Below are 21,132 nucleotides of genomic sequence, written 5' to 3'. Positions count from 1 at the left end.
TGGTGCCCCGGGAGAGGGCGTGCCGGGCGATGGTGGCGAGGTGCATGAGGAGTCGGTCTTTCAGGCGGTGACGAGGGCGGGGGTGGGGGTGGGGGTGGGGGCGACGAGGGCCCAGACGAACTTGCCGATGCCGCCGGAGCGGTGGCAGCAACCCCAGTGCTCGGCCAGCTCGTTGACGAGGAAGAGGCCGCGTCCGTGTTCGTCGTCGGGGGCGGCGCGATGGGGGGAGGGGCGTCCGGTGCCGGCGTCGTGCACCTCGATGCGGAGGCGGTCTCCGATGACGGCGAACCGGACCTCGATCAGCCGGTCGGCGGGCGCGTCGGAGTGCTGGACCGCGTTGGCGAAGAGTTCGCCGAGCAGCAGCTCGGCGACATCGGCGTAGCGGTCGCCGGAGGGCAGGCCGGCGAGGTAGGCCCGGAGGAAGTGGCGGGCGAACGGCGTGGAGGCGGTGCGGGAGTCGAGCCGGGCGGCGAACGTGCGGGGGCGGCAGGCAGCGAGCATGGCGATGTACCTCGGGGGGCGGAATGGGGGCGTACGAAAGGCGCGCGCAATCACTCTGTGCATGCAAATGATTGCGTTCTGGTGTCAATCATCGAGGCTGCAGAGGTACGGTGACGCCAGATCGACGTGCGGGGCGTGTGGAGCACAACTGGGGGTAGTCATGGCACAGCGGAAGACCAAGCGGGGGACGACCGCCAGCTCCGCGATCATGTTCGGCGAAGAACTCAAGTACGCCCGTGAGGCGGCCGGTTACACGCAGGAAGAGGTCGGCAAGCTGCTGCACTGTGACCGGACGGTGCTCTCGCGGATCGAAAGCGGCAAGCGGAAGCCGTCGGTCGAGGAAGTCGAGGTCTTGGCCAGCTGTTGAGTTCCGGTGATCTGTTGATGCGGCTGTACGGTCGAGTCGACTGGAGTGTTTCGATCGAGCACCCGGACTGGTTCCAGGAGTACGTAGACCTGGAGGCCATCTCGGTCGGGGTGCGGGCGTGGCAGGACGGCACCATGTACGGCCTGTTGCAGTGCGAGCGGTACGCGCGTGCGCTCTTCGAGACTGGCGACGCTGCGGGAAAGTCCGAGGAGATCGAGGAGTTGACCAGGGCTCGACTCGCGCGCCAGAGCCGCTTCCTTGTTCCGGATGGGCCGCTATTGCTCGTCATTCTCGACGAGAGTGCCATTCGTGCGGTCGTGGGCGGACCGAGTGTGATGAGAAGTCAGATGGAGCACCTGCTGAGGGTGGCTCAGCTCCCGAATGTCATCGTGCACGTGCTGCCGTTCTCGCATCGGCGAACGCTCATCAAGACGGCTATGGTGTTGCTGGAGCTGCCGGAAGGACAGCGCGTGCTCTACTCGGAAAGCCTTGAGCAGGGGCATCTGAGCGACTCTTCCGCCACAGTGGCCAAGTACCACCGCCACTATGATCAGCTCCGTGCCGAAAGCCTGTCGGAGCGCGATTCGCTTCGGCTGATCGCTGATGCGCTGGAGGGTTTCAGAGATGATGAGCAACGAGCTCGCCGTGGCCGCCTGGCGGAAGAGCAGCTACAGCGGCAACGACGGCGGCAACTGCATCGAGGTAGCCCCCGGATTCCCAGGCCTCGTCCCGGTTCGTGACTCCAAGGATCCGCAGGGCCCGGTCCTTGTTTTCCCGGTCTCCGCTTGGGAAGCCTTCGTGGTGGCCGTCCGTGAGGGCGACCTGTCGGCGTAGCGGCGGATCCGAGGGGGTCGTTGGCGATGTTGGCCTGGCGGAAGAGCAGCTACAGCGGCGATAACGGGGGCAACTGCATCGAGGTGGCCCCCGGATTCCCAGGCCTCGTCCCTGTGCGTGACTCCAAGGATCCGCAGGGGCCGGTCCTCGTCTTCCCCGACTCCTCGTGGGGTGCCTTCATCGACGCCGTCCGGCGCGGGAGCTTCCCGATCGCGGGTTGACTTCGTGGCTCCCGTGAGCCCTCGCTGTCCGCTCGCCACCTGGGGGTGGTCGCAGGCACCCCTCCGGATGGTCTATGGTTAACCCATCACCCAGATGCGCGGGTGGCGGAATAGGCAGACGCGCTGGATTCAGGTTCCAGTGCCCGAAAGGGCGTGGGGGTTCAACTCCCCCCTCGCGCACAGCGAACGGCCGGTCGATCTTCGGATCGACCGGCCGCTTTGTTTTGCCCGGCACGGCACGGCACGGTACGGCGCGGCGTGAGTCGGCTCCGGCTTCCCGGATGTGTTGTGCGCCACTCCCGTCCACAGCCGCCCGGACCGTTGCTGTCCGGTCCGTGGAAGGTCGGGAACGGCGGCGGGTCGCTACGGCAGGATCGGGCCGACGCCGCTGGACACACCTGTGTTGGGAGAACCTGCCGTGACTGCCGTCGAGATCCCGGGGTCCAAGTCCATCACCGCCCGGGCGCTGTTCCTGGCCGCCGCCGCCGACGGCGTGACCACCCTGCACCGGCCGCTGGCCTCGGACGACACCGAGGGCTTCGCCACGGGACTGGGCGCGCTCGGGTACGAGGTCGAGCGGGCGGCGGACCGGTGGCGGGTGACCGGACGGCCGTCCGGGCCCGCCGTGGAGACCGCCGAGGTGTACTGCCGGGACGGCGCCACCACCGCGCGCTTCCTGCCCGCCCTCGCCGCCGCCGGCCACGGCACCTTCCGCTTCGACGCGTCCGCCCAGATGCGCCGCCGCCCGGTCGCCCCGCTGACCCGGGCGCTGCGCGAGCTGGGCGTGGACCTGCGGCACGAGGAGGCCGAGGGGCACCACCCGCTGACCGTGGTCGCCGCCGGTGTCCGGGGCGGCGAACTCACCCTGGACGCCGGGGAGTCCTCGCAGTACCTGACCGCGCTGCTGCTGCTCGGCCCGCTCACCCGGGACGGCCTGCGGATCACCGTCACCCGGCTGGTCTCGGCCCCGTACATCGGCATCACCCTGGCGATGATGCGGGAGTTCGGCGTCGAGGTGAAGCGGGAGCGGACGCCGGGCGGCGAGGTGTTCGAGGTGCCGTCCGGCGGCTACCGGGCGACCGGGTACGCCGTCGAACCGGATGCCTCCACCGCGAGCTACTTCTTCGCCGCCGCAGCCGTCGCCGGACGGGAGGTCACCGTCCCCGGCCTCGGCCGGGACGCCCTCCAGGGCGACCTGCGCTTCGTGGAGGTGCTGCGGGGGATGGGCGTCCGGGTGGACATCGGGAGCGACCGCACGACGGTCGCGGGCGACGGCACGCTGCTCGGGACCACCGTCAACATGCGGGACATCTCCGACACCATGCCCACCCTCGCGGCGATCGCGCCGTTCGCGTCCGGGCCGGTGCGGATCGAGGACGTCCACAACACCCGGGTCAAGGAGTGCGACCGGCTGGAGGCCTGCGCCGCCAACCTGCGGGCGATGGGCATCACCGTGGCGACCGGGGACGACTGGATCGAGATCCACCCGGGCACGCCGCGCCCGGTCGAGATCACCACGCACTCCGACCACCGGATCGTGATGTCCTTCGCCGTCACCTCGCTGCGCACGCCGGGGATCACCTTCGACGACCCGGGGTGCGTGCGGAAGACCTTCCCGGGGTTCCACGAGGCGTTCGCGCGGCTGCGGGCGGACTGGGCGGTCTGACGGGACGGGCGGGCGAAGGCAGGACCGGGCGCGGGGCGGGCGGGGCCGGGAAACCCGGTTGCCCGCCGGAGCGCCGGGCGGTGAGGATCCTGTCCGTGTCCGAGACGACGGCGTCCGACGGCTCCGAGCTGCGGCCCTATCCCAAGATCCCCGCGCGCGGCCGCTCCGGCGGGCCCGGCAGCCGCGAGTGGACCGCCACGGAGAAGGTGCACGGCGCGCACTTCGCGGTGGTCTGCGAGGGCGACTCCGTCCGGGCGGCGAAGCGGCGCGAACTGCTGGACGACGAGGGGCTGGACGGCTTCTTCGGCGTGAGCCGGATCTGGCCCGGCCTCTCCGTCGCCACCGCCCGGTTCGCCGCCGAGGTGCGCGGGACGTGGGGGCCTTCGGCGGTGGTGACGGTCTACGGCGAGCTGGCCGGCGGCCGCTACCCGCACCCCGAGGTGCCCGCCCGCGCCGGGACCGGGCCGGTGCAGACCGGCGTCTGGTACCACCCCGGCCTGCGCTGGCTTCCGTTCGACGCCACCGTGCGGACACCCGAGGGTTGTTGGTGGATCGCCGACCGCGTCCTGCGCACGGCCGCCGGCGCCGCCGGGCTCACCTGCGTGCCACTGCTCGGGCGCGGCACGCTGACCGCGCTGCAGGACCTGCCGGTGCTGTTCCCGAGCCGGGTCCCGGCCCTGTTCGGGCTGCCCGAACCGGTGGACAACCACGCGGAGGGGTACGTCCTCAAACCGGCCGGGGAGTGGCGGGAGACGGGCGCGGCGGGGGCGGTGGCGCGCCCGCTGGTGAAGGTGAAGCAGCCGGCCTTCGCCGAGGACGCCCGCTACGGCGGCGCCCGCCCCTACCTGCCTCCGCCCGGGGGTGCGGCCGGGGTGCCGGCCTGGCTGCTGGTCCAGGCGTCGGCGCTGCTCACCCCGGCCCGGGCGGCGGCCGCGGTGAGCAAGCTGGGGCCGCGGGCCGACGGGGAAGCCGTGGCGGGGGAGATCGCCCAGGATGTGGTGGACGAACTCGCCGAGGCGCTCGGCGGGTTGGAGACGTCCGTGCGGTTCGCGCTGCGGCGGGCCCTGGAGCCCGGGGCACGGGCGCTCGCGTCCTTCGACGCGGCGGGCCGGAGCGGCGCCTGACCGATAGAGGCCGCAGGGCGGATCGGCGGACCGGTCGGGCAGGCGTCTGGGCGGCGCGTCGGGTCGAGGGTGGGTTCAGGGGGCGTCGAGGAGGCTTCCAACTCCGCTGGGACGGCCCCATCATGGGCTCCCGAATCCGGGGCGCCCGAGCAGGCTCCCGAAACCAGGCAGAACCGCCCCAGGAGGCAGAAGAGATGACGATCCCACTTCCCGTCCGGATCCAGGCCGCCGTCGTCCGCGGCATGTACGCCCTGCCGGAGGGGCTGCGGCGGGCGATCGCGGGCAAGCCGGTGGTGCGGGACGGGCAGACGCTCGCGCTGGACGCGCAGCTGATACTCAAGCTGCAGCGGCAGTCGAAGGCCGCCCTGGTGATGCCGGGCGGGGTCGAGCCCTCGCGGGCGGCGATGGAGTACGCCCGGTACCTGGTGGGCGGGCCGACGCTCCGGACGGTGGCCACGCAGGACGTCGGGATCCCGCAGGAGCACGGGGAGTTGGCGGCGACGCTGTACACGCCGGACGGCCTGGCGGCGGGCTCCGGCCTGCTGGTGTACCTGCACGGCGGCGGCTGGGTGGTCGGCAGCCGGGCCAGCCACGACCACGTCGCCCGGTTCCTGGCGCAGCGGGCGCGGGTGCGGGTGCTGTCGGTGGAGTACCGGCGGGCGCCCGAGCACGTGTTCCCGGCGGCGGCCGAGGACGCGCTGGCCGCGTTCGACTACGCGTACGCCAAGGCGGCCGACCTGGGCGCGGACCCGGAGCGGATCGCGATCGGCGGGGACAGCGCGGGCGGCAACCTGGCCGCCGTCGCGGCACAGGAGGCGGTGCGGCGGGGCGGTCCCGCGCCGGTGTTCCAGCTGCTGCTGTACCCCGCGACCGACGCCTCGACCCGGCGCCCCTCGCGCGAGCTGTTCGTCGACGGGTTCTTCCTGACCAGCGCCGACATGGACTGGTTCGCCGACCGGTACGCACCCGAGCCCACCGACCGCACCGACCCGCGCCTGTCGCCGCTGCTCGCCGGGGACCTGTCCGGCCTGCCGCCCGCGTACATCGGCACCGCGGGGTTCGACCCGCTGCGCGACGAGGGCGAGGAGTACGCACGGGCGCTGCGGGAGGCCGGGGTGGCGGTGCGGCTGAGCCGGCAGCCGGACCTCATCCACGGGTACGCCAACTACATCGGCATCGGCCACCGCTTCCGGGAGGCGACGGCCGAGGCGGCCGAGGCGCTGCGGAAGGCGCTGGGCGCGGCGTAGCGGAGAAGGGGAAGAAGCGGGGAACCGCGAAGCGGCGAAGCGGGGAAGCGGAGGGCGGGGCCTTGAGGGGTCCCGCCCTCCGCCGTGTCCGGGCGCCGTGCCCCGCCCGTGCCGGTTCGCTGCCGCGCAGGGGGTTCTCGGCGGCGGCCTCTTATTGTACTGTCCGTCTAATAAGCGGGTGAGCGGGAACCCGCAGGAGCAGGCACCAGGAGGCAGCCATGGCTCTCACCGACCCGGTGGCCCGGAGGCGGAGTCACCGTCAGGACGACCGCCACACCACGGCCGACGACGACGTCTCGAAGCGGTTGCTGGAGTCGGCCGCGACCCTCTCCTTCGACCCCTCGACCGAGATCGACTGGGACGCCCCCCTCCCTGAGGAGCACTACGGCCTCAACCCCGAGTGGAGCACGCTCTACGGCACCCGGCTGTGGGACGAGATGACCGAGCGACAGCGGGTCACCCTGACCCGGCACGAGGTCTGCTCGATCATGAACACCGGCATCTGGTTCGAGATGATCCTCCAGCAGATGGTGCTGCGCGATCAGTACCTCAAGAACCCCGCCAGCGCCGAGTTCCGGTTCGCGCTCACCGAGATCGCCGACGAGTGCCGCCACTCGATCATGTTCGCCCGGGCCTGCGAGAAGATGGGCGTCCCCGCCTACCGCCCGAACCAGGTGATCGCTCAGGCCGGGCGCGCGTTCAAGGCGCTCGCCAAGGGTGAACTCGCCTACGGCGGCATCCTGGTGGCCGAAGAGGTGCTCGACGTCATGCAGCGCGACTGGATGCGCGGCGAGAACGTGCTGGAGATCGTCCGCGGGACGTCCCGGATCCACGTGGTCGAGGAGTCGCGGCACATGAAGTTCGCCCGGCAGGAGATCCGCGAGCGGATGCGCTCCGCGAGCCCGGCGCGGCGGCGCGCCTCGGCCACCGGCATCGCCGTCGGCGCGTACGTCATCGTCACCAGCATGGTCCACCCGGGCGTGTACAAGGCCGCCGGGCTCGACGCGCGGCGGGCGCTCGCCGAGGTGCGGGCCAACGAGCACCGCAAGGCGATGATGCGCACCAGCTCCCGGCACCTGATGGCCTTCCTCGCCGAGACCGGGCTGCTCACCAACCGGTCGGCGGCCGTCTACCGCCGCGTACACATGCTCTGACGAGCCGTCATCTCACGTCCGGTCCACGTCGAGCCCACGTCACCCGTCCCCCACGCGCAGCGAGGACCCCACCCCGGCCATGGCCTACGCGATCACCCAGACCTGCTGCAACGACGCCTCCTGCGTGTCCGTCTGCCCGGTCAACTGCATCCACCCGACCCCGGACGAGCCGGAGTTCGGCACCACCGACATGCTGTACATCGACCCGCGGGCGTGCATCGACTGCGGTGCCTGCGCGGACGCCTGCCCGGTGGACGCGGTGTTCCCGGTCGACCGGCTGCGCGGCCCGGACACCGTGTTCGGCGACCTCAACCGCGACTGGTTCCGCGACCACCCCACCGACCACGCCTGGGGGCGGCCCAGCTTCCCGCGCAGCCTGCCCGGCGAGGTCGGCACGCTGCGGATCGCCGTCGTCGGCACCGGGCCGTCCGCCGGGTACACCGCGCAGGAACTGCTGCGCAGCACCAGCGCCGAGGTCACCATGATCGACCGGCTGCCGGTCACCGGCGGTCTGCTGCGGCACGGCGTCGCGCCCGACCACCAGTCCACCAAGCGGATCGCGGAGAGCTTCGCGAGCGTCTTCCACGACCCGCGGCTGCGGATGCACCTGAACGTGGAGATCGGCACGGACGTCACCCACGCCGAACTCGCCGCGCACCACCACGCGGTGGTGTACGCGGTCGGCGCGGCCGCCGACCGCCGGCTCGGCGTCCCCGGCGAGGACCTGCCCGGCAGCCTGCCCGCGACCGCCTTCGTCGGCTGGTACAACGCCGATCCGACCGTGCCGGCCGACGCGGTGGAGCTCTCGGCGGAGCGCGTGGTCGTGGTCGGCAACGGCAACGTGGCCGTGGACGTCGCGCGCATCCTGCTCACCGACCCCGACCGGCTGGCCGCCACCGACATCGCCGACCACGCCCTCGCCGCGCTGCGCCGCAGCCGGGTGCGGGAGGTCGTGCTGCTCGCCCGGCGCGGTCCGGAGCAGGCGGCGTGGACCCGGGCGGAGTTCCTGGCGCTGCGGCAGCTGCCGGGCGTGGAGGTGGTGGTCGAGGACCACCCGGAGGTACGGGCGGCGATCGAGGCGGCGGTCGCGGACCGGCGGCCGGCCGGGTTCGACGCGCTGGCCGGGTCAGCGGCCGGGTCCGACTCGCAGGCCGCGCCAGGAGCCGGGTCGGGCTCGCGGGCCGCGCTGCTCGCCGGGCTGCCGCTGGTCCCGTACGACGGGGCCGCGGAGCCGGGCGCGGGGCGGCGGATCGTGCTGCGGTTCCTGTCGGCGCCGGTCGGGCTGTCCGGGGACGGGCGGGTCGAGGCGCTGACCGTCGAGCGGACCACGCTGGTGGCCGGCGACCGGATGGAGCCCACCGGCGAGCGGTCGGTGCTGCGGGCCGGACTGGTGGTGCGCTCCATCGGGCACCGCGGCGTGCCGCTGCCGGGGCTGCCGTACGACGAGCGGACGGGGACGGTCGCGCACCGGGGCGGCCGGGTCGTCGACCCGGCGACCGGGCGGCCGCTGCCGGGGGCGTACGTGGTCGGGTGGGCCAAGCGCGGGCCGTCCGGCGGGATCGGCGCCAACCGGGCCTGCGCGCGCGAGACGGTGGACGCGCTGCTGGACGACGCCGTCGCCCGTGCGCTGCCGGTACCGGGAGCGGGCCACCGGGACTTCGACCGGCTGGTGCGGAGCCGGCGGCCGGACGCGGTCGGGCTGAAGGAGCTGCGGGCGGTGGACCGGGCCGAGCGGGAGCGGGGCGAGGCCGAGGGGAGGCCCCGGGTGAAGCTCGCCACGGTGCCCGAGCTGCTGGCGGCGGGCCGACGGCGGTAGGCGGGCGGCTGCCGGGCGGCCGTGCGGCCGTGCGGGCCGCTTGGGAGGGCGAGCGAGCGGGCCCGGGCCGCGCCCCGCCTCCGAGCGGGGGTTGATGTGCGGGCCGCCGGGTTGACGTGACCGTGTCCACTGTCGGGCGGGGTGCGTTGGGTGGGTGTGAACGGATTCGGGGTGATGCCGGTCGCCCGTCGGCGGTTGGCCGAAGAAACGATCCTGCACGGGGTGGATCCTCCCGGGGCGCCGCCCGACGCGGAGGTGCCCATCTACGCCGAGCTGGCCCGGCGGTGGCAGGCGGAAGGGCGGTCCGTCCCCGGGCTGCCCGACCCGGTGTGGGAGGCACTGGCCGCGCCCGGCGGCGAGGCTCACTCCCCGGGATCCGCGCCCGGGTAGCGCCCGCCGGGTTCGTGCGCGGCGGAACGCTCGCGCGCGAGGGAACGCTCGGCGCTCGGTCTCGCGGCGGAGCTCACCCCGACGGCTTGACGGCGGTGTGGACGTACCAGGCGATGTACTCGCGGACGGCGTACATCTCCACGGTGGAGCGGAGGTTGAGCCACTTCGCCGGGTCGCCGAAGCGGCGCAGGACCTCCCACGGCAGCCGGAAGTACGCGTACACCGCCTCCGAGGTGGGCGTGTACCAGGGCGTCGCGTCCAGCGCCTCCTCGACCTCGAAGCCGGCCTCGGTGAGCAACTGCGGCAGGTTGCGGGCGTGGTAGAGCTTGGCGCCCGTCATCGTCATCGCGTCCAGGTAGGGGACGAGCAACGCCCGCGCGTCCGGCGTCAGTTCCTCCAGCGGGACGGTGCTCATCGGGCCGAGCAGCACCAGCCGCCCGCCCGGGCGCAGCACCCGGTGGAGCTCGGCCAGCGCGCGCGGCGGGTCGTAGGAGTGGACGAGCGTCTCCATCGAGTAGGCGCCGTCGAACTCATCGTCCGCGAAAGGGAGTTCGTGGTAGTCGCCCCAGGAGAAGGCGGTCCGGTCGTCCAGCGCGGCGCGGGCGCTGAGCCGGCGGGCCTCGGCGAGGTGGAAGTCCAGGACGTCAACTCCGGTCACCACCAGCCCGAACCGCGCCGCCATCGCCCGGGCCACCACCCCGGCCCCGCACCCGGCGTCCAGCACCCGGGCTCCCGGCGGCAGCGCGAGCTTGTGCCCCAGGACGTCCTGCAACTGCCGTTGCGCGCGCCACAGCCGCCACTTCGACTGCCCGGGTTCCGTCCACCCCCAGTGCCGGGCGTTGCGCGCCACCCGGGTGTAGAACCACCGGCTCCCGGGCCGCCCGTACACCCGGCGCAGCCCGGTCAGATCGAGTTGCTGAACGCCCATGCGGACACGCTAGCGGCGGGCTCGGGCCGCCTTCCGGTGGCGCCACGGGAGGTTGAGCCGGCGGGGTGTGTTGTGTGGTCGTGTGACCGGCTGATCAGCGGCCCGGAACACCGGAACACCGGAACACCGGAACACCGGAACACCGGAACACCCTGGCCGCCCCGCTCAGCGGTCCCGGCCCCGCTCCCGCCAGACCCGCTTCAGCTCCTCCCAGCGCTCCGCCTGCTCCCCGGTCAGGGCGCCCCGCAGCTGCGCCAGCTTCAGCAGCTGTGCCTCCGCGTCGGCGCCCAGCGGCTGGGCCTCGGCCCGGTAGTGGTCGGCGAGGAGGGCGTCGAGTTCGGGCCGGGTGAGGGCGGGGTCCAGGCGCTGGGCGAGCTTGGCCATGTTCCGGTACGAGCCCTGGAGCAGGAACGGGGGCTCGGTGCGGGTGCGGTCGTCCTGGGCGGCGGAGTCGAGGTAGGCGCGGTTGACGGCCAGGACGGTGGTGCGCAGGTGCAGCAGGCCGGACAGGACGGCGGTCATCCGCTCGACCTCGGCGGCGGGCCAGGAGCCGGTCAGGGTGCCGCCGGTACCGCCGTCGCCCGGGGTACCGGCCGCGCGGGCGAGCAGGATCTCCAGGTCGGCGCGCTCGGCGGTGGCGAGCGGAGCCAGGTGGGGATTGGCGGGCAGGGCGTTCTCGACGAAGCTGAGCGCGAACAGGTCGTCGCGCCCGGCGACGGCGTCGCCGAGGTTCCACACGTCGGCGCGGTTGGCGAGCATGTCGGGCAGCCGGAAGAGCCGGCCGGACTCGGTGTACGGGTTGGCGGCCATCACCACGGCGAAGCGCTTGCCGCGCAGGTCCCACGCGCGGGCCTCGCCGTCCCGGACGCCGTCGATCCGGCGCTGGGCGTCGCACAGCGGGATGAAGCGCTGCAGGAACTCGGGCGAGGTGTGCTGGACGTCGTCCAGGTAGAGCAGCACGTTGTCGCCCGCGTGCAGGGCGAAGTTGAGCTTCTCGACCTCGCGCCGGGAGGTGGCGTCGGGGGCCTCGGCCGGGTCCAGCGAGGTGACCCGGTGGCCGAGCGCCGGGCCGCTGACCGAGACCAGCAGCAGGCCGAGCCGTTCGGCGAGGTACTCGACCAGGGTGGTCTTGCCGTAGCCGGGCGGGGAGACCAGGAGCAGCAGGCCGCTGCGGTCGACCGGCCCGCCGGCCTCCGCCGTGCCGAGCTGCTTGGCGAGGTTGTCGCCGATCAGCGGCAGGTACACCTGGTCGATCAGCCGGTTGCGGACGAAGCCGTTGAGCGGGGCCGGGCGGTACTGGTCGAGCCGCAGCCGGGCGTGCTCGGCGGCCAGCAGCTCGCCGCGCAGCTTCCGGTAGGCCCGGTAGCCGGGCGCCTCGACCTCATCGAACTCCCTCACCCGGTCGAGCAGTTCGTCCAGTCGGAGGTCGAGGGTGCCGCCCGCCAGCCGTGGGTGGTCGCCGACCAGGCCGGTCAGCCGGGTGCTGACCGCGCCCTCGGCGGGACGGCGCGGCAGCGACGGGCAGAGCAGGACGGCGGTGGCCTCGGCGAGGTCGGCCGGGTCGGCGTCGGCGGCGCTCGCCGCCAGCCAGGCGGTGGCGAGTTGGCGCCGCACGGCCAGCAGCCCGGGCTCGTCGGGCAGCGCGGCCAGCGCCTCGGTGAGGCCGGCCGACTCGGGGGCGGCGCGGAACGTGTCGAGCAGTGCGGCGGCGCCCGCCGAGCAGGCGAACGCGGGCTCTTCGGCGGCGAGTTCGGCCACCAGGTACGGGCCGGCCGGCCCGGCGGCCGCCGCGTCCGGGACGAACCCGGCGACGGCGGCGGAGAGTTCGGCGGCCAGCGCGTCCAGTGCGGCCAGCACCGGCGCGCCGCCGAAGGACTGCCGGGCGAGGTCGAGCGAGCGGGCCCGGGTGTGCCAGAGCAGCCGCTGCCGCTCGTCCGCGCCGTACGCCCAGTACAGCTGAGCGGCCGCCCGGGCGGCCGCGGGGTGCCGCAGCAGCCCTGCCTCGGCGTCGAGTTCGAGCAGGGCGCGGAGCACCAGGGCCGCGTCGTGATCGTGCACGCCGCGCTGGTAGCCCTCGTCCGGCCGCTGTTCGGCGGCCCGCCGGACGTACTCCAACAGGTCCGCGTCGGCGGTGGGCGAGCCCGGTCCGGCCGTGGGCGAGCCCGGTCCGACGGTGAGCGAGCCCGGCTCGGCGGCGAGCAGCAGGCTCGCGGCGAGGTACTCGGCGCGGTAGAGCCGCGGGGTCTCCGAGGGGAGCGGCCGGTCCCAGTAGCGCTCGGTGGCGGCGAAGGCCGGGTCGGTGACGGGGGAGCGGTAGTCGGTGCCGGTGAGGGTGAAGGCGGGGCGGCCGCGCCAGGGCACCAGGGCGAGTTCGGGCCGCTGGGTGGTGACGGCGAACAGGTGCCGGCCGAGCCGCAGGGTGCCGGGGCCGTCTCCGGCGAGTTCGGCGCGGTCGCGCAGGGCGCGGTGGGCGCGGCCCCGGGCGGCGCGCAGCCGTCCGGTCAGCTCCTCGGCCCGGACCCGGTCGCCGAGTGCGGTCAACCGGCCCGCCAGATCGCGGAGTTTGACGGCGGTCGGGTCGGCGGCGAGTGCGGCGTCGATCTCGGCGGCGGTGTCCAGCGCGGCCAGGCGCCGGTGCAGGGTGTCGAGGATGCGCTCGGCGGAGGCGGCCAGCCGGTCGGCGCGGCGGGCCCGTTCCTCCAGCAGGTGCTGGCGCCGGCCGGTGAGCGCGTCGTGGATCTCGGTGCGCCGGTCGGCGAGTTGCTCGCCCAGGGCCGGATCGGCGTCGGCGAAGCGGGTCTCCAGCTGCTCGATCCGCAGCAGCAGCCGGCCGAGCCGGTCGTCGCAGGCCTCGGGGGTGTCGGCGGCGGCGAGCGCCGCGGTGGTGGCCTGGGCGAGCAGGGCCGTCTCGGCGGCGAACTCGGCGGCGGCCTCGCGGGTGCGCAGGTCCCGGCGGCGGACGGTGAGCGCGGCCCGGGCCCGGTTGAGCAGCCCGAGGACGTCGGCGAGCCGGTCCAGGATGGCGGTGCGGGTGGTGGCGTCGGCGAGGTCGAGGGTGCCGACCAGCTCCGAGACGGTCTGCAGGGCCTCGCTCTGCCCGGTGAGCCGGTCGGACAGCGGCTCGGCCTCGGTGGCGGTCGCGATGGCGGCGCAGCGCTCGGCCAGCTCGGCGGCCCGTCGCCGGTGCGGCTCGAAGGCCGCGGGCTCGGCGAGCTGGACCACGGCCCGGGCGGCGGCCTCGGCCAGGCCCTCGGCGAGGTGCGCGGCCAGCGCGTCGATCCGCTCCTGGTCGGCGCGCGGCAGGTCGCGCAGCGCCTCGACCCGGCCCTGGGCGCGGCGCAGCCCGGCGAGCCGGTCGACCCACTCGGCGGCGTCGGCGAGGGTCTCGCCGCGGGCGGTGCGCAGCAGGCCCTCGACGTGCTCGGCCGCCTCCTCGGCCTGCCGGGCGGCGTGCGCGGTGAGCTGGGCGATCGCCTCGTACTCGGCGATCACCCGCCGGGCGGTGTCGCGGATCTCGGCGAGCGGCGCGGCGAGGTCGCCGAGGCCGCTCTGACCGAGCCAGTGGTGCCGGTCGGCGGTGCGGGTGCAGGCGGCGAGGACGGCCCGGTGGCCGGCCTGGCTGTCGGCGCCGGCCGCGGCCAGCCGGGCGAGCGCGAGGCAGTCGGCCAGGCCGCGAACCAGGTCGGCGTTGCCGATCCGGGCCAGCGGCCCGGTGCCGGGAGGCTGTCGAGCGGCGAAGCGCTCGCTGGTGAACGGGGTCCGCCAGAGCTGGACGGGGTGCAGCCGGGTGGGGCCGTCCTCGGCCGGGCGCAGGGCGACGAGGGTGCCGTCGGCGAGCAGCGCGTACCCCTGGCAGGGCAGCGGGGCGGCGGCCTCCTGGCGGACGCTGTTGTACGGCTGGAGCAGGGCGCGGCCGTCGGCGGGGGAGCGGAACTCGTACAGCACGTCCTCGCCGTTGGGCGAGACGACGGTGCGCTCGTACGCCAGGCCGTCCACCGGCTGGTCGAAGGTGCGGACGGTGCCGTCCACCAGGTGGCAGCCGCCGGGGAAGGCCACGCCCTGGTCGGCGGGCAGCCGCAGGCAGGCCTGGCCGAGCGCGTCGATCCGGGTGACCCGGCCGGTGGGCAGGTGCACCACCAGGTGCCGGACGGTCTCCTCCTGGTAGGGGCGCACCCGCACCAGCAGCAGGGTGCCGAGCCGGGCGTGGGCGATCTGCGCGTCGGCGAGGGTCTGCAGGGCCTCGGCCAGCGGTTCGCGGTGCAGCTCCCGGCCGTCCGGGGCGGTGAGGGTCAACCGGCCGCCGTCGACGCCGAGGTGGAGCTCGCCGGCCAGGTCGGCGCGGGGCGGACGGCCGGGGCCGGCGGGCAGCTGGTCGTCGCGGGTCAGCGCCGTCCAGGCGAGCTGCTGTCCGTCGGCGGGGGTGTGGTCGCGCTCGCCGCGCCCGTCCAGATAGGCGGGCCGGGCGTCGTCGGCGCCGTCGTCGAGGCGCCAGCGCAGCACCCGGACGTCGGTGGCGGCCGGGCCGGTGCGGAAGACGGCGAGCAGCCGGCCCGCCACCGGGCGCAGCCGCTCCAGCCGGGCGTCGCGGAAGTAGCGGCGCAGGTCGGCGAGGTCCTGGCGCAGCCGCGGCTCGTCCAGCAGGGTGCCCTCGGCGGGGGCGGGGGAGAGGTCGGGGCCGTGCAGGCCGAGGACGCCGGCGACGTCACCGGCGGTGGTGCCATTGCCGGTGCCGGCGCCGTTGCCTGCGCTGTCCTCGGGACTGCCCTCGGACCCGGTCGGGCGGGTGCCGAGCAGCAACAGGCCGCCGGCGGCGGTGAGGTCCTGCGGGAGGCAGGCCCGGGCGGTGGTGAGTCGCCCGGTGCCGGTCAGCCGCAGCTCCCCGCCGCCGAACTCCTCGACCCGGCGGGCGTTCAACGCCGTCGCGCGGTCGGCGAGTTCGGCGGCGGACCGGGCGAGCCGGTCGCGCAGGACCTCGTAGGTGCCGGCGTCGAGCCGGGCGTCGAGGGCGTCCACGGTCAGTTCCTCAGGTACTCGGCGGATCGTTGCTCGGAGCGGTGGTGCTCGGAGCTGTTCCGGTCGGGGCTGTCCCGGTCGGGGCGGTGTCGCCCGGACCGGTGCCGCCCCGAGCCGGGTCGGGTGGAGCGGGCCGCCCGGGGCCGTGCGCTACTTGGAGCCGTTCACCGAGGCGAGGCCACCGGCCAGCGCCCCGATCGGGGTCTCGGCGACGCCCAGCTGCTGCGCCGACTCCAGCAGCCGGCGCAGCTGCCCGGACTGCTCGCCGGCCCCCGAGCCGATCAGCCTCATCAGCAGCGCGGACACCGTCAGGTTCTGCACGTCCGCGGTGGAGACCGACGACAGCACCCGGGTGAGGTCCTCGGTGAAGCTGGCCCGTCCGTCCAGCCACGGGCCGGCCAGCGTCTGCGCGGTCTGCGAGTGGCCGACGAAGGCGTCCACGCTCTTGCCGGCCGTCACCGACTGCACCAGCCGGTCGAAGAACACCGAGTCCCCGCCGACGATGTCGATCCTGGCCTTCTCCAGCCCGGCCGCGACCAGCGCGGACTGCGCCTCGGCGATCTGCCGCTGGGTGTCCAGCCCGGCCAGCCGGACGTCCTTCTCGGCGGCCAGCCGCAGCCGGTACTCCTCGTGCTCGCGCGAGGCCTCGTCCAGCTTGGCCATCGCCGCGGCCTTCTCGGTCAGGCCCTCGGCCTCGGCCTTCAGCTTGGCGCCGACCTCCAGCGCGGCGGCCTTCGCCTTCTCGGCCTGCACGACGGCCTCGGCGCGGCCGACCTTCTCCACCGCCGCGGCCTCCTGCTCCCGCACCTGGACCCGGGCCAGGCCCTCGGCGGCGGCCTCCGCCCGGACGCCCTCGGCCAGCCGGATCTTGGCGGCGGCGTCCAGCTCGGCGGCCCGCTGCCGGGCCTCGGCCAGCACCAGCGCCTCGCGGGCCTTGTGCGCGGCGGCCTGCTCGGCGGCCTCGGCGGCCTTGATGTCCTTGACCAGCTTCTCCTGCGCCTCCGCCTCGGCCTGGATGACGACGGACTTGCGGACGCGCTCGGCCTCCTCGGTGGCGCGCAGCGTCTTGACGGCCTCCTCCTGCTCGGCGACGGTGCGGTCCACCGCGACCCGCTCGCGGACCACGTCGGCGACCTCCCGCTTGGCGGACTCGACCTCCTTCACCTTGGCGATCGTGGCGAGTTCGGTCTCCCGCTCGCGGCCGACCACCTCCAGCAGGCGGTCCTTCTCGATCCGCTCGTTCTCCACCGCGATCACCCGCTCGCGGTTCTTCTGCGCCACCGCGACCTCGCGGGCCTGGTTCTCCCGCTGCACCCCGAGCAGCTCCTCGGTGCGCAGGAAGGCGGTCTGCGCGTTGAGCCGCTCCTCCTCCTGCACCCGGGCGATCACCGCGTCCTCCTTGGCCCGCAGGGTCTCGATCTCGCGGCGCTGGCGGATCTCGGCGTCGGCCTGGCGGCGTTCGAGCTCCAGGACGGTCTCCCGGGCGTCCACGTTCTGCCGGGTGATCTCCTTCTCCTCGGTGCGCTGGTACTCGTTGGTGCGCACGTGCTCGATCGCGGTCAGCTCGGTGATCTTGCGGATGCCCTGGGCGTCCAGGATGTTGTCGCCGTCCAGCTGGCTCATCGGGGTCTGTTCCAGGTGGTCGATGGCCGCGTCCTCCAGCGTGTAGCCGTTGAGGTCGGTGCCGATGACCGCGATGATCTGGTCCCGGAACTCGTGCCGGTGGGTGTACAGGTCGGTGAAGTCCAGCTGCTTGCCGACGGTCTTGAGCGCCTCGGCGAACTTCGCGGCGAAGAAGTCCTGGATCGCCTGCGGGTCGCTGGCCCGGGCGGTGCCGATCGACTGCGCCACCTTGACGACGTCCTCGACGGTCTTGTTCACCCGGACGAAGAAGGAGATCCGGATGTCCGCGCGGATGTTGTCGCGGCAGATCAGACCGTCCCTCCCGGCCCGGTGGATCTCCACCGTCTTGGCGGTGATGTCCATCAACTCGCCCTTGTGCAGGATCGGCAGCACGATCGTGCCGGTGAAGGTGACGTCCACCTTCTTCGTCCGGGAGACGATCAGGGCCTTGCCCTGCTCGACCTTCTGGAACAGGCGGCCCACGAACAGCAGCATGGCGAGCACGATGAGCAGCACGACGGCGACGAGCACGCCGAAACCCACGGCGATGGTGTCCATCACGGAGTCCTTTGACGAGATGGCGAGATGGTGCGAAGCGGAAAGGCGGAGGAGACGAGGCGAAGTGACGGAACGTCAGGTGACGACGGGCCGCTCAGACGAGGCCCGGCGGCGACGGGTCGAAGGGCGCCACCAGGAAGTGCTCGCCCTCGGCGTCGTAGTCGAAGATCAGGGCGGTCCGCCCGGCCGTCAGCCCGGGCTCCGGGGCGGTCGTGCGGACCTGGACGGTCGCGGTGGAGCCGTCCTCGGCGGTGACCTCGGCCTGGCCGAAGTCGGCCGTCACCCGGCCGGTCCGGATCACGCAGACCAGGCCGACGAAGTCCCCCCGGGTGGTCGGCCGGTCCTGCGGGAAGAGCCGCCGCAGCGGCTTGACGAGCACCCGGGTGCCCGCCCAGGAGGCGACCAGCGCGACGGCGAACACACCGCCGCGCGCCGGCGCCCCCGAGGTGAGCACGGTGCCGGCCAGGCTGACGAACCAGGCGAGCGCGACCAGTAGCGACACCGCCACCGTCACGGGCACCCCGCCCAGGCCCAGCGCGTCCGGCACGCCCCCGTGGTGGTGGCCGGTGCCCGCGTGGGCGCCCTTGCCCCCGCCGCCCCCGTCGGTGCCGTGCCCGCCGGACGTCCCGTGCGCCACGTGCCCCCCGGCACCGTGCCCCCCGGCACCGTGCCCCCCGGCACCGTGCCCGACGTGACCCACATGACCGACCTGGCCGACCTGGCCCACGTGTCCGTGGTGTCCGACGCCGTGACCCCCGTGCAGGGCGTCGAACCCAAGTCCGCCGAGCAGCATCAGCAGCCAGTACCCGACGACCACCACCAGCGCGAAGCTGAACAGCGCGGTCGGAAAGGCCAGCGCGGCCGCGAAGAATCCCCCCGTCCCGGCCACGCTCCCCCGCCTTCCCCCCGGCACCGCGCTTCGGCGCCGGGGAGATCATGGCAGTGGGGGAGCCCGCCGCACATTGCCAGGATCCGGCAATCTTTACGGCTCTTTGACACCCTGGTACGCACGACCCGCGTGACACTGCAACAGCCGGGCAACAGAACGGCCGCCGGGCTGTCGCAGCGGGCCCGTCCGGGTTCGCGGCGGCGCGCGGCCGGTCCTCGCGGCCGGTCCTCGCGGCCTTCTAAAGGGGCTGTTCCGGCCAGTTCAGCAGCCGCGCGCCCATCGCCGCCGTCTCCAGCGTGAAGCGCTGCAGCGCGTCCGACGGGTCGTACCCCGTGAGCGCCTTGATCCGCTCCAGCCGGTAGCCCAAAGTGCGCACGCTGAGCCCCAGTCGGCGCGCCGCCTCCGCGTTCACGTACGCGGCCTCCGCCTGCACCGCGATGGTGTCCAGCAGCGGACGGGCGCCGCCGCGCGACTCGGTCAGCGGGCCGAGCACGCTGCGCACCAGGTCCGCCATGGCCGCCCGGTCGCGCATCAGCACCGGGAAGACCAGCAGCTCCTCGGCCCTCAGCTGCCTGGCCGGCAGGTCCAGGCGCTGCGCGTAGTCCAGCGCGTCCAAGGCCTCCTCGTAGCTGCGCAGCACCCCGCTCGGCCCCGAGTGCCGTCGGCCGGTCGCCACCCGCAGCACCGGGCGGTAGCCCGGGCCGGGGCGCAGCGTCAGGTCGGCGAAGGCCTCCAGTACGGCCCGTTCGGAGTCCGGGGCGATGCAGACCAGCCGGCCGTCCTTGCTGGCGAGCAGGACGTCCCGCTCGCCGAACCGCCCGGCCAGCTCCCGCTCCACCCGGTGCACCAGCGGATGCACGTCCGCGAACGGCTGGTCGCCCACCGCGACCGCCACCGTGTACGCGCTCGCCAGCCGCAGCCCGAACCGCTCCGCGCGTTCGGCGAGCAGGCCGAGGTCGCTGCGGCCGAACAGCAGGTCGTCGATGAACTCCCTTCGCGCCGCCTCTTCCTGACGGACCGCCAGGCGCTGCGCGCGCTCGTGCCCCTCGCCGAGTGCCGCCAGCGCGGCGTCCGTGGCGGCGAGGACGGCGTCGCCCATCCGGCGCAGCTCGTTGACGCTGCTCGCGGCGGTCGTCCCGGGCAGCGTCTGCCAGGCCCGGCGGGCCGCCGACAGGCAGTGCGCCACCACTTCCCGTAACCCGTACCCGGCCTCGGCGCAGTGCTCGCCCAGCTCGCGCAGACTCTCCAGTTCGCCGCGCCGCAGCAGCCGGCCGGTGCGGGAGGCGTCGGCGAGCAGGACGAGGTAGGCCTCGGCCAGCTCGGTGGGTATGTCGTGCTCGATCCCCTCGGTCACCTGTCCTGCCATCCCCCGTACGACCTGGTATTTCGGCGCTGAACACTAGCAGGATCGATACGGCCGGGGACCGCTGCCACCGGCCCCGGGAAAGCGGCGTGAACCGCGTGTGGAACCCGGCGTGAACCCGGCTGCGGCCGACCTCGACCGACCGCTACCGGTCGCGGAAGTGCAGCACGAACCGCGCGCTGCTGCCGTCGATCCATCGCCGTACGTACCCACCCCGGCGGCCCCCGCCAGGTCCACCACCACCTGCCGCACGGTCAGCCGGTTCACGCCAACTCCGCGCTCAGCTCCGGCTCGCTCGGCAGCCGGGTGCCCGCCGGGTGCGTTCCCGCGTCCACGCGCTCCTGGAGCCGGCGGGCCGGGCGGCGGTACAACGGGGTGCTCGGGGTGCTCGGGGCGCTCGGGGGTGTCGGAGGGGTCGGTCGCCACACGCTCGATCCTGCGAAGCCGCCGCCCGGAGCCCGCCGCCCGGAGCCCGGAGCCCGCCGCTCGGGTCGCCCCGACCGCGGCGCGGGGGTGGGATGGAGGGAGCGCTGTCGGCCGCCGCTTGCCCGGCGACCCCCGGAGGGGTTAGACATCCAGACGTCTGGATGTCCGCCCGGACATCTCCCCTCCCGAGCGCGGCTCCACCGAAAGGCCTCCCGCATGTCCCTGGTCAACTTCCGCGACGCCGCCGCCCTCGGCGACCCCGAGGGCCGTCGGGTCCGCCCCGGCGTGCTGTACCGCTCCGCCCAGCCGTTCCCGGCCGCCGACGAGGCCGTCGTCGGCCAGCTGCGCGCCTGCGACATCCGTACCGTCGTCGACCTGCGCGACCCGCGCGAGACCGACCCCGCCGACTGGGCCGCCGCCGAGGCCGCCGGGATAGCCGTCGTCGCGGCCCCGGTGAACCCCGCCACCGACGCCCTCACCGCACGGATGAGCACCATGGCCACGGCCGCCGACCTCGGCGACTTCTACGTGCTGCTGGCAGAGTCGGCGCCCGAGGCGGTCGCCGTCGCCGTCGAGGCCACCGTCCGCCCCGGCGCGGTCCTGCTGCACTGCGCGGCCGGCAAGGACCGCACCGGCCTGCTGACCGCCCTCCTGCTCGACCTCCTCGGCGCCTCCGCCGACCGCATCGTGGCCGACTACGCCCGCACCACGGACGCCCTGCCGCAGATCTTCGCGGGCCTCGCCGAACGTCACCGCACCGCCCTCAACGACCACACCACCTCCCGCGTCACCGACTCCCAGGGCCGCAACCTCACCATTCCCGCACCCCTGCTGGAGGCCCCGGCCGAGGCGATGTCCGTCTTCCTCGACCGGGTCCGCACCCACCACGGCGGCGCCGCCTCCTTCCTCCCCACCTGCGGCGTCCCGGCGGCCACCCTCACCGCCTTCCGCACCAAGGCGGGCGTGGCGACGGTCTGATCACCCGCCCCGCGGCGCCCGCGCAATTGAGTTG

17 protein-coding genes and 1 tRNA gene are annotated in these 21,132 nt (G+C 74.4%); 12 read left to right on the top strand and 6 right to left on the bottom strand.

The annotated features are described in order from the left end of the window. Positions 1-60: 60 nt before the first annotated feature. Positions 61-501, bottom strand: a complete 441-nt coding sequence (locus AB0Q99_RS17155) for an ATP-binding protein (protein WP_363572481.1) — start codon at positions 499-501, stop codon at positions 61-63. A gap of 160 nt (positions 502-661) precedes the next feature. Between AB0Q99_RS17155 and AB0Q99_RS17150 the strand changes: the two genes are divergently transcribed. From AB0Q99_RS17150 to AB0Q99_RS17100, 11 genes are all read left to right on the top strand, one after another. Further along, entirely contained in the window at positions 662-868 is a 207-nt protein-coding gene (locus AB0Q99_RS17150; protein WP_363572479.1) for a helix-turn-helix transcriptional regulator, read from the top strand. Then, positions 865-1,608, top strand: coding sequence for a DUF5753 domain-containing protein (locus tag AB0Q99_RS17145; protein WP_363572477.1), 744 nt, complete (start codon positions 865-867; stop codon positions 1,606-1,608). Before AB0Q99_RS17150 ends, AB0Q99_RS17145 begins: the two co-directional genes overlap by 4 nt. Then, positions 1,565-1,702: a DUF397 domain-containing protein gene (locus AB0Q99_RS17140; RefSeq protein ID WP_363572504.1), complete on the top strand. Its 138-nt coding sequence runs from the start codon at positions 1,565-1,567 to the stop codon at positions 1,700-1,702. Before AB0Q99_RS17145 ends, AB0Q99_RS17140 begins: the two co-directional genes overlap by 44 nt. 26 nt (positions 1,703-1,728) lie before the next feature. Next, a complete protein-coding gene (locus tag AB0Q99_RS17135) occupies positions 1,729-1,923 on the top strand; it encodes a DUF397 domain-containing protein (protein WP_363572502.1) in 195 nt (64 codons plus the stop codon). A gap of 96 nt (positions 1,924-2,019) precedes the next feature. Next, a tRNA-Leu gene (locus AB0Q99_RS17130) sits at positions 2,020-2,103 on the top strand. Between the two features lie 238 nt (positions 2,104-2,341). After that, a complete protein-coding gene (gene aroA / locus AB0Q99_RS17125; RefSeq protein ID WP_363572475.1) occupies positions 2,342-3,589 on the top strand; it encodes a 3-phosphoshikimate 1-carboxyvinyltransferase in 1,248 nt (415 codons plus the stop codon). A gap of 95 nt (positions 3,590-3,684) precedes the next feature. Further along, entirely contained in the window at positions 3,685-4,713 is a 1,029-nt protein-coding gene (locus AB0Q99_RS17120; RefSeq protein ID WP_363572473.1) for an RNA ligase family protein, read from the top strand. Between the two features lie 194 nt (positions 4,714-4,907). After that, positions 4,908-5,960, top strand: a complete 1,053-nt coding sequence (locus tag AB0Q99_RS17115; RefSeq protein WP_363572471.1) for an alpha/beta hydrolase — start codon at positions 4,908-4,910, stop codon at positions 5,958-5,960. Between the two features lie 218 nt (positions 5,961-6,178). Continuing rightward, positions 6,179-7,114 carry a diiron oxygenase gene (locus tag AB0Q99_RS17110; RefSeq protein WP_363572469.1) on the top strand — a complete coding sequence of 312 codons (936 nt, stop codon included), beginning with the start codon at positions 6,179-6,181 and terminating at the stop codon, positions 7,112-7,114. 79 nt (positions 7,115-7,193) lie between these two features. Continuing rightward, on the top strand, positions 7,194-8,930 hold the full coding sequence (locus tag AB0Q99_RS17105; RefSeq protein ID WP_363572467.1) for an FAD-dependent oxidoreductase: 1,737 nt from the start codon (positions 7,194-7,196) through the stop codon (positions 8,928-8,930). A gap of 150 nt (positions 8,931-9,080) precedes the next feature. Beyond that, on the top strand, positions 9,081-9,320 hold the full coding sequence (locus AB0Q99_RS17100; protein WP_363572465.1) for a hypothetical protein: 240 nt from the start codon (positions 9,081-9,083) through the stop codon (positions 9,318-9,320). A gap of 73 nt (positions 9,321-9,393) precedes the next feature. On the opposite strand, the gene AB0Q99_RS17095 is transcribed toward AB0Q99_RS17100, so the two are convergent. The 5 genes from AB0Q99_RS17095 to AB0Q99_RS17075 all read right to left on the bottom strand — a co-directional run bounded on the left by AB0Q99_RS17095 (position 9,394) and on the right by AB0Q99_RS17075 (position 19,697). Beyond that, on the bottom strand, positions 9,394-10,248 hold the full coding sequence (locus AB0Q99_RS17095; protein ID WP_363572464.1) for a methyltransferase domain-containing protein: 855 nt from the start codon (positions 10,246-10,248) through the stop codon (positions 9,394-9,396). A 165-nt stretch (positions 10,249-10,413) separates the two neighbouring features. Further along, the gene (locus tag AB0Q99_RS17090; RefSeq protein ID WP_363572462.1) at positions 10,414-15,261 is read right to left on the bottom strand and encodes a DNA repair ATPase; all 4,848 of its coding nucleotides are present in this window, start codon (positions 15,259-15,261) and stop codon (positions 10,414-10,416) included. 150 nt (positions 15,262-15,411) lie between these two features. Next, positions 15,412-17,442 (bottom strand): flotillin family protein, encoded by a 2,031-nt coding sequence (locus AB0Q99_RS17085; protein WP_363572460.1) that lies wholly within the window; start codon positions 17,440-17,442, stop codon positions 15,412-15,414. A 94-nt stretch (positions 17,443-17,536) separates the two neighbouring features. Then, positions 17,537-18,331 carry a hypothetical protein gene (locus AB0Q99_RS17080; RefSeq protein WP_363572458.1) on the bottom strand — a complete coding sequence of 265 codons (795 nt, stop codon included), beginning with the start codon at positions 18,329-18,331 and terminating at the stop codon, positions 17,537-17,539. A gap of 238 nt (positions 18,332-18,569) precedes the next feature. After that, positions 18,570-19,697 (bottom strand): helix-turn-helix domain-containing protein, encoded by a 1,128-nt coding sequence (locus AB0Q99_RS17075; protein WP_363572456.1) that lies wholly within the window; start codon positions 19,695-19,697, stop codon positions 18,570-18,572. Positions 19,698-20,336: 639 nt separating this feature from the next. Here AB0Q99_RS17075 and AB0Q99_RS17070 point away from each other — a divergent pair. Continuing rightward, the gene (locus AB0Q99_RS17070; RefSeq protein ID WP_363572454.1) at positions 20,337-21,098 is read left to right on the top strand and encodes a tyrosine-protein phosphatase; all 762 of its coding nucleotides are present in this window, start codon (positions 20,337-20,339) and stop codon (positions 21,096-21,098) included. Positions 21,099-21,132: the final 34 nt, after the last annotated feature.

Origin of the sequence: Kitasatospora sp. NPDC086791 (assembly GCF_040685975.1) — a bacterium.
Lineage (GTDB): Bacteria > Actinomycetota > Actinomycetes > Streptomycetales > Streptomycetaceae > Kitasatospora.
Note: the sequence above shows the minus strand (reverse complement) of the source record. Positions and strands in the feature narration are given on the sequence as shown.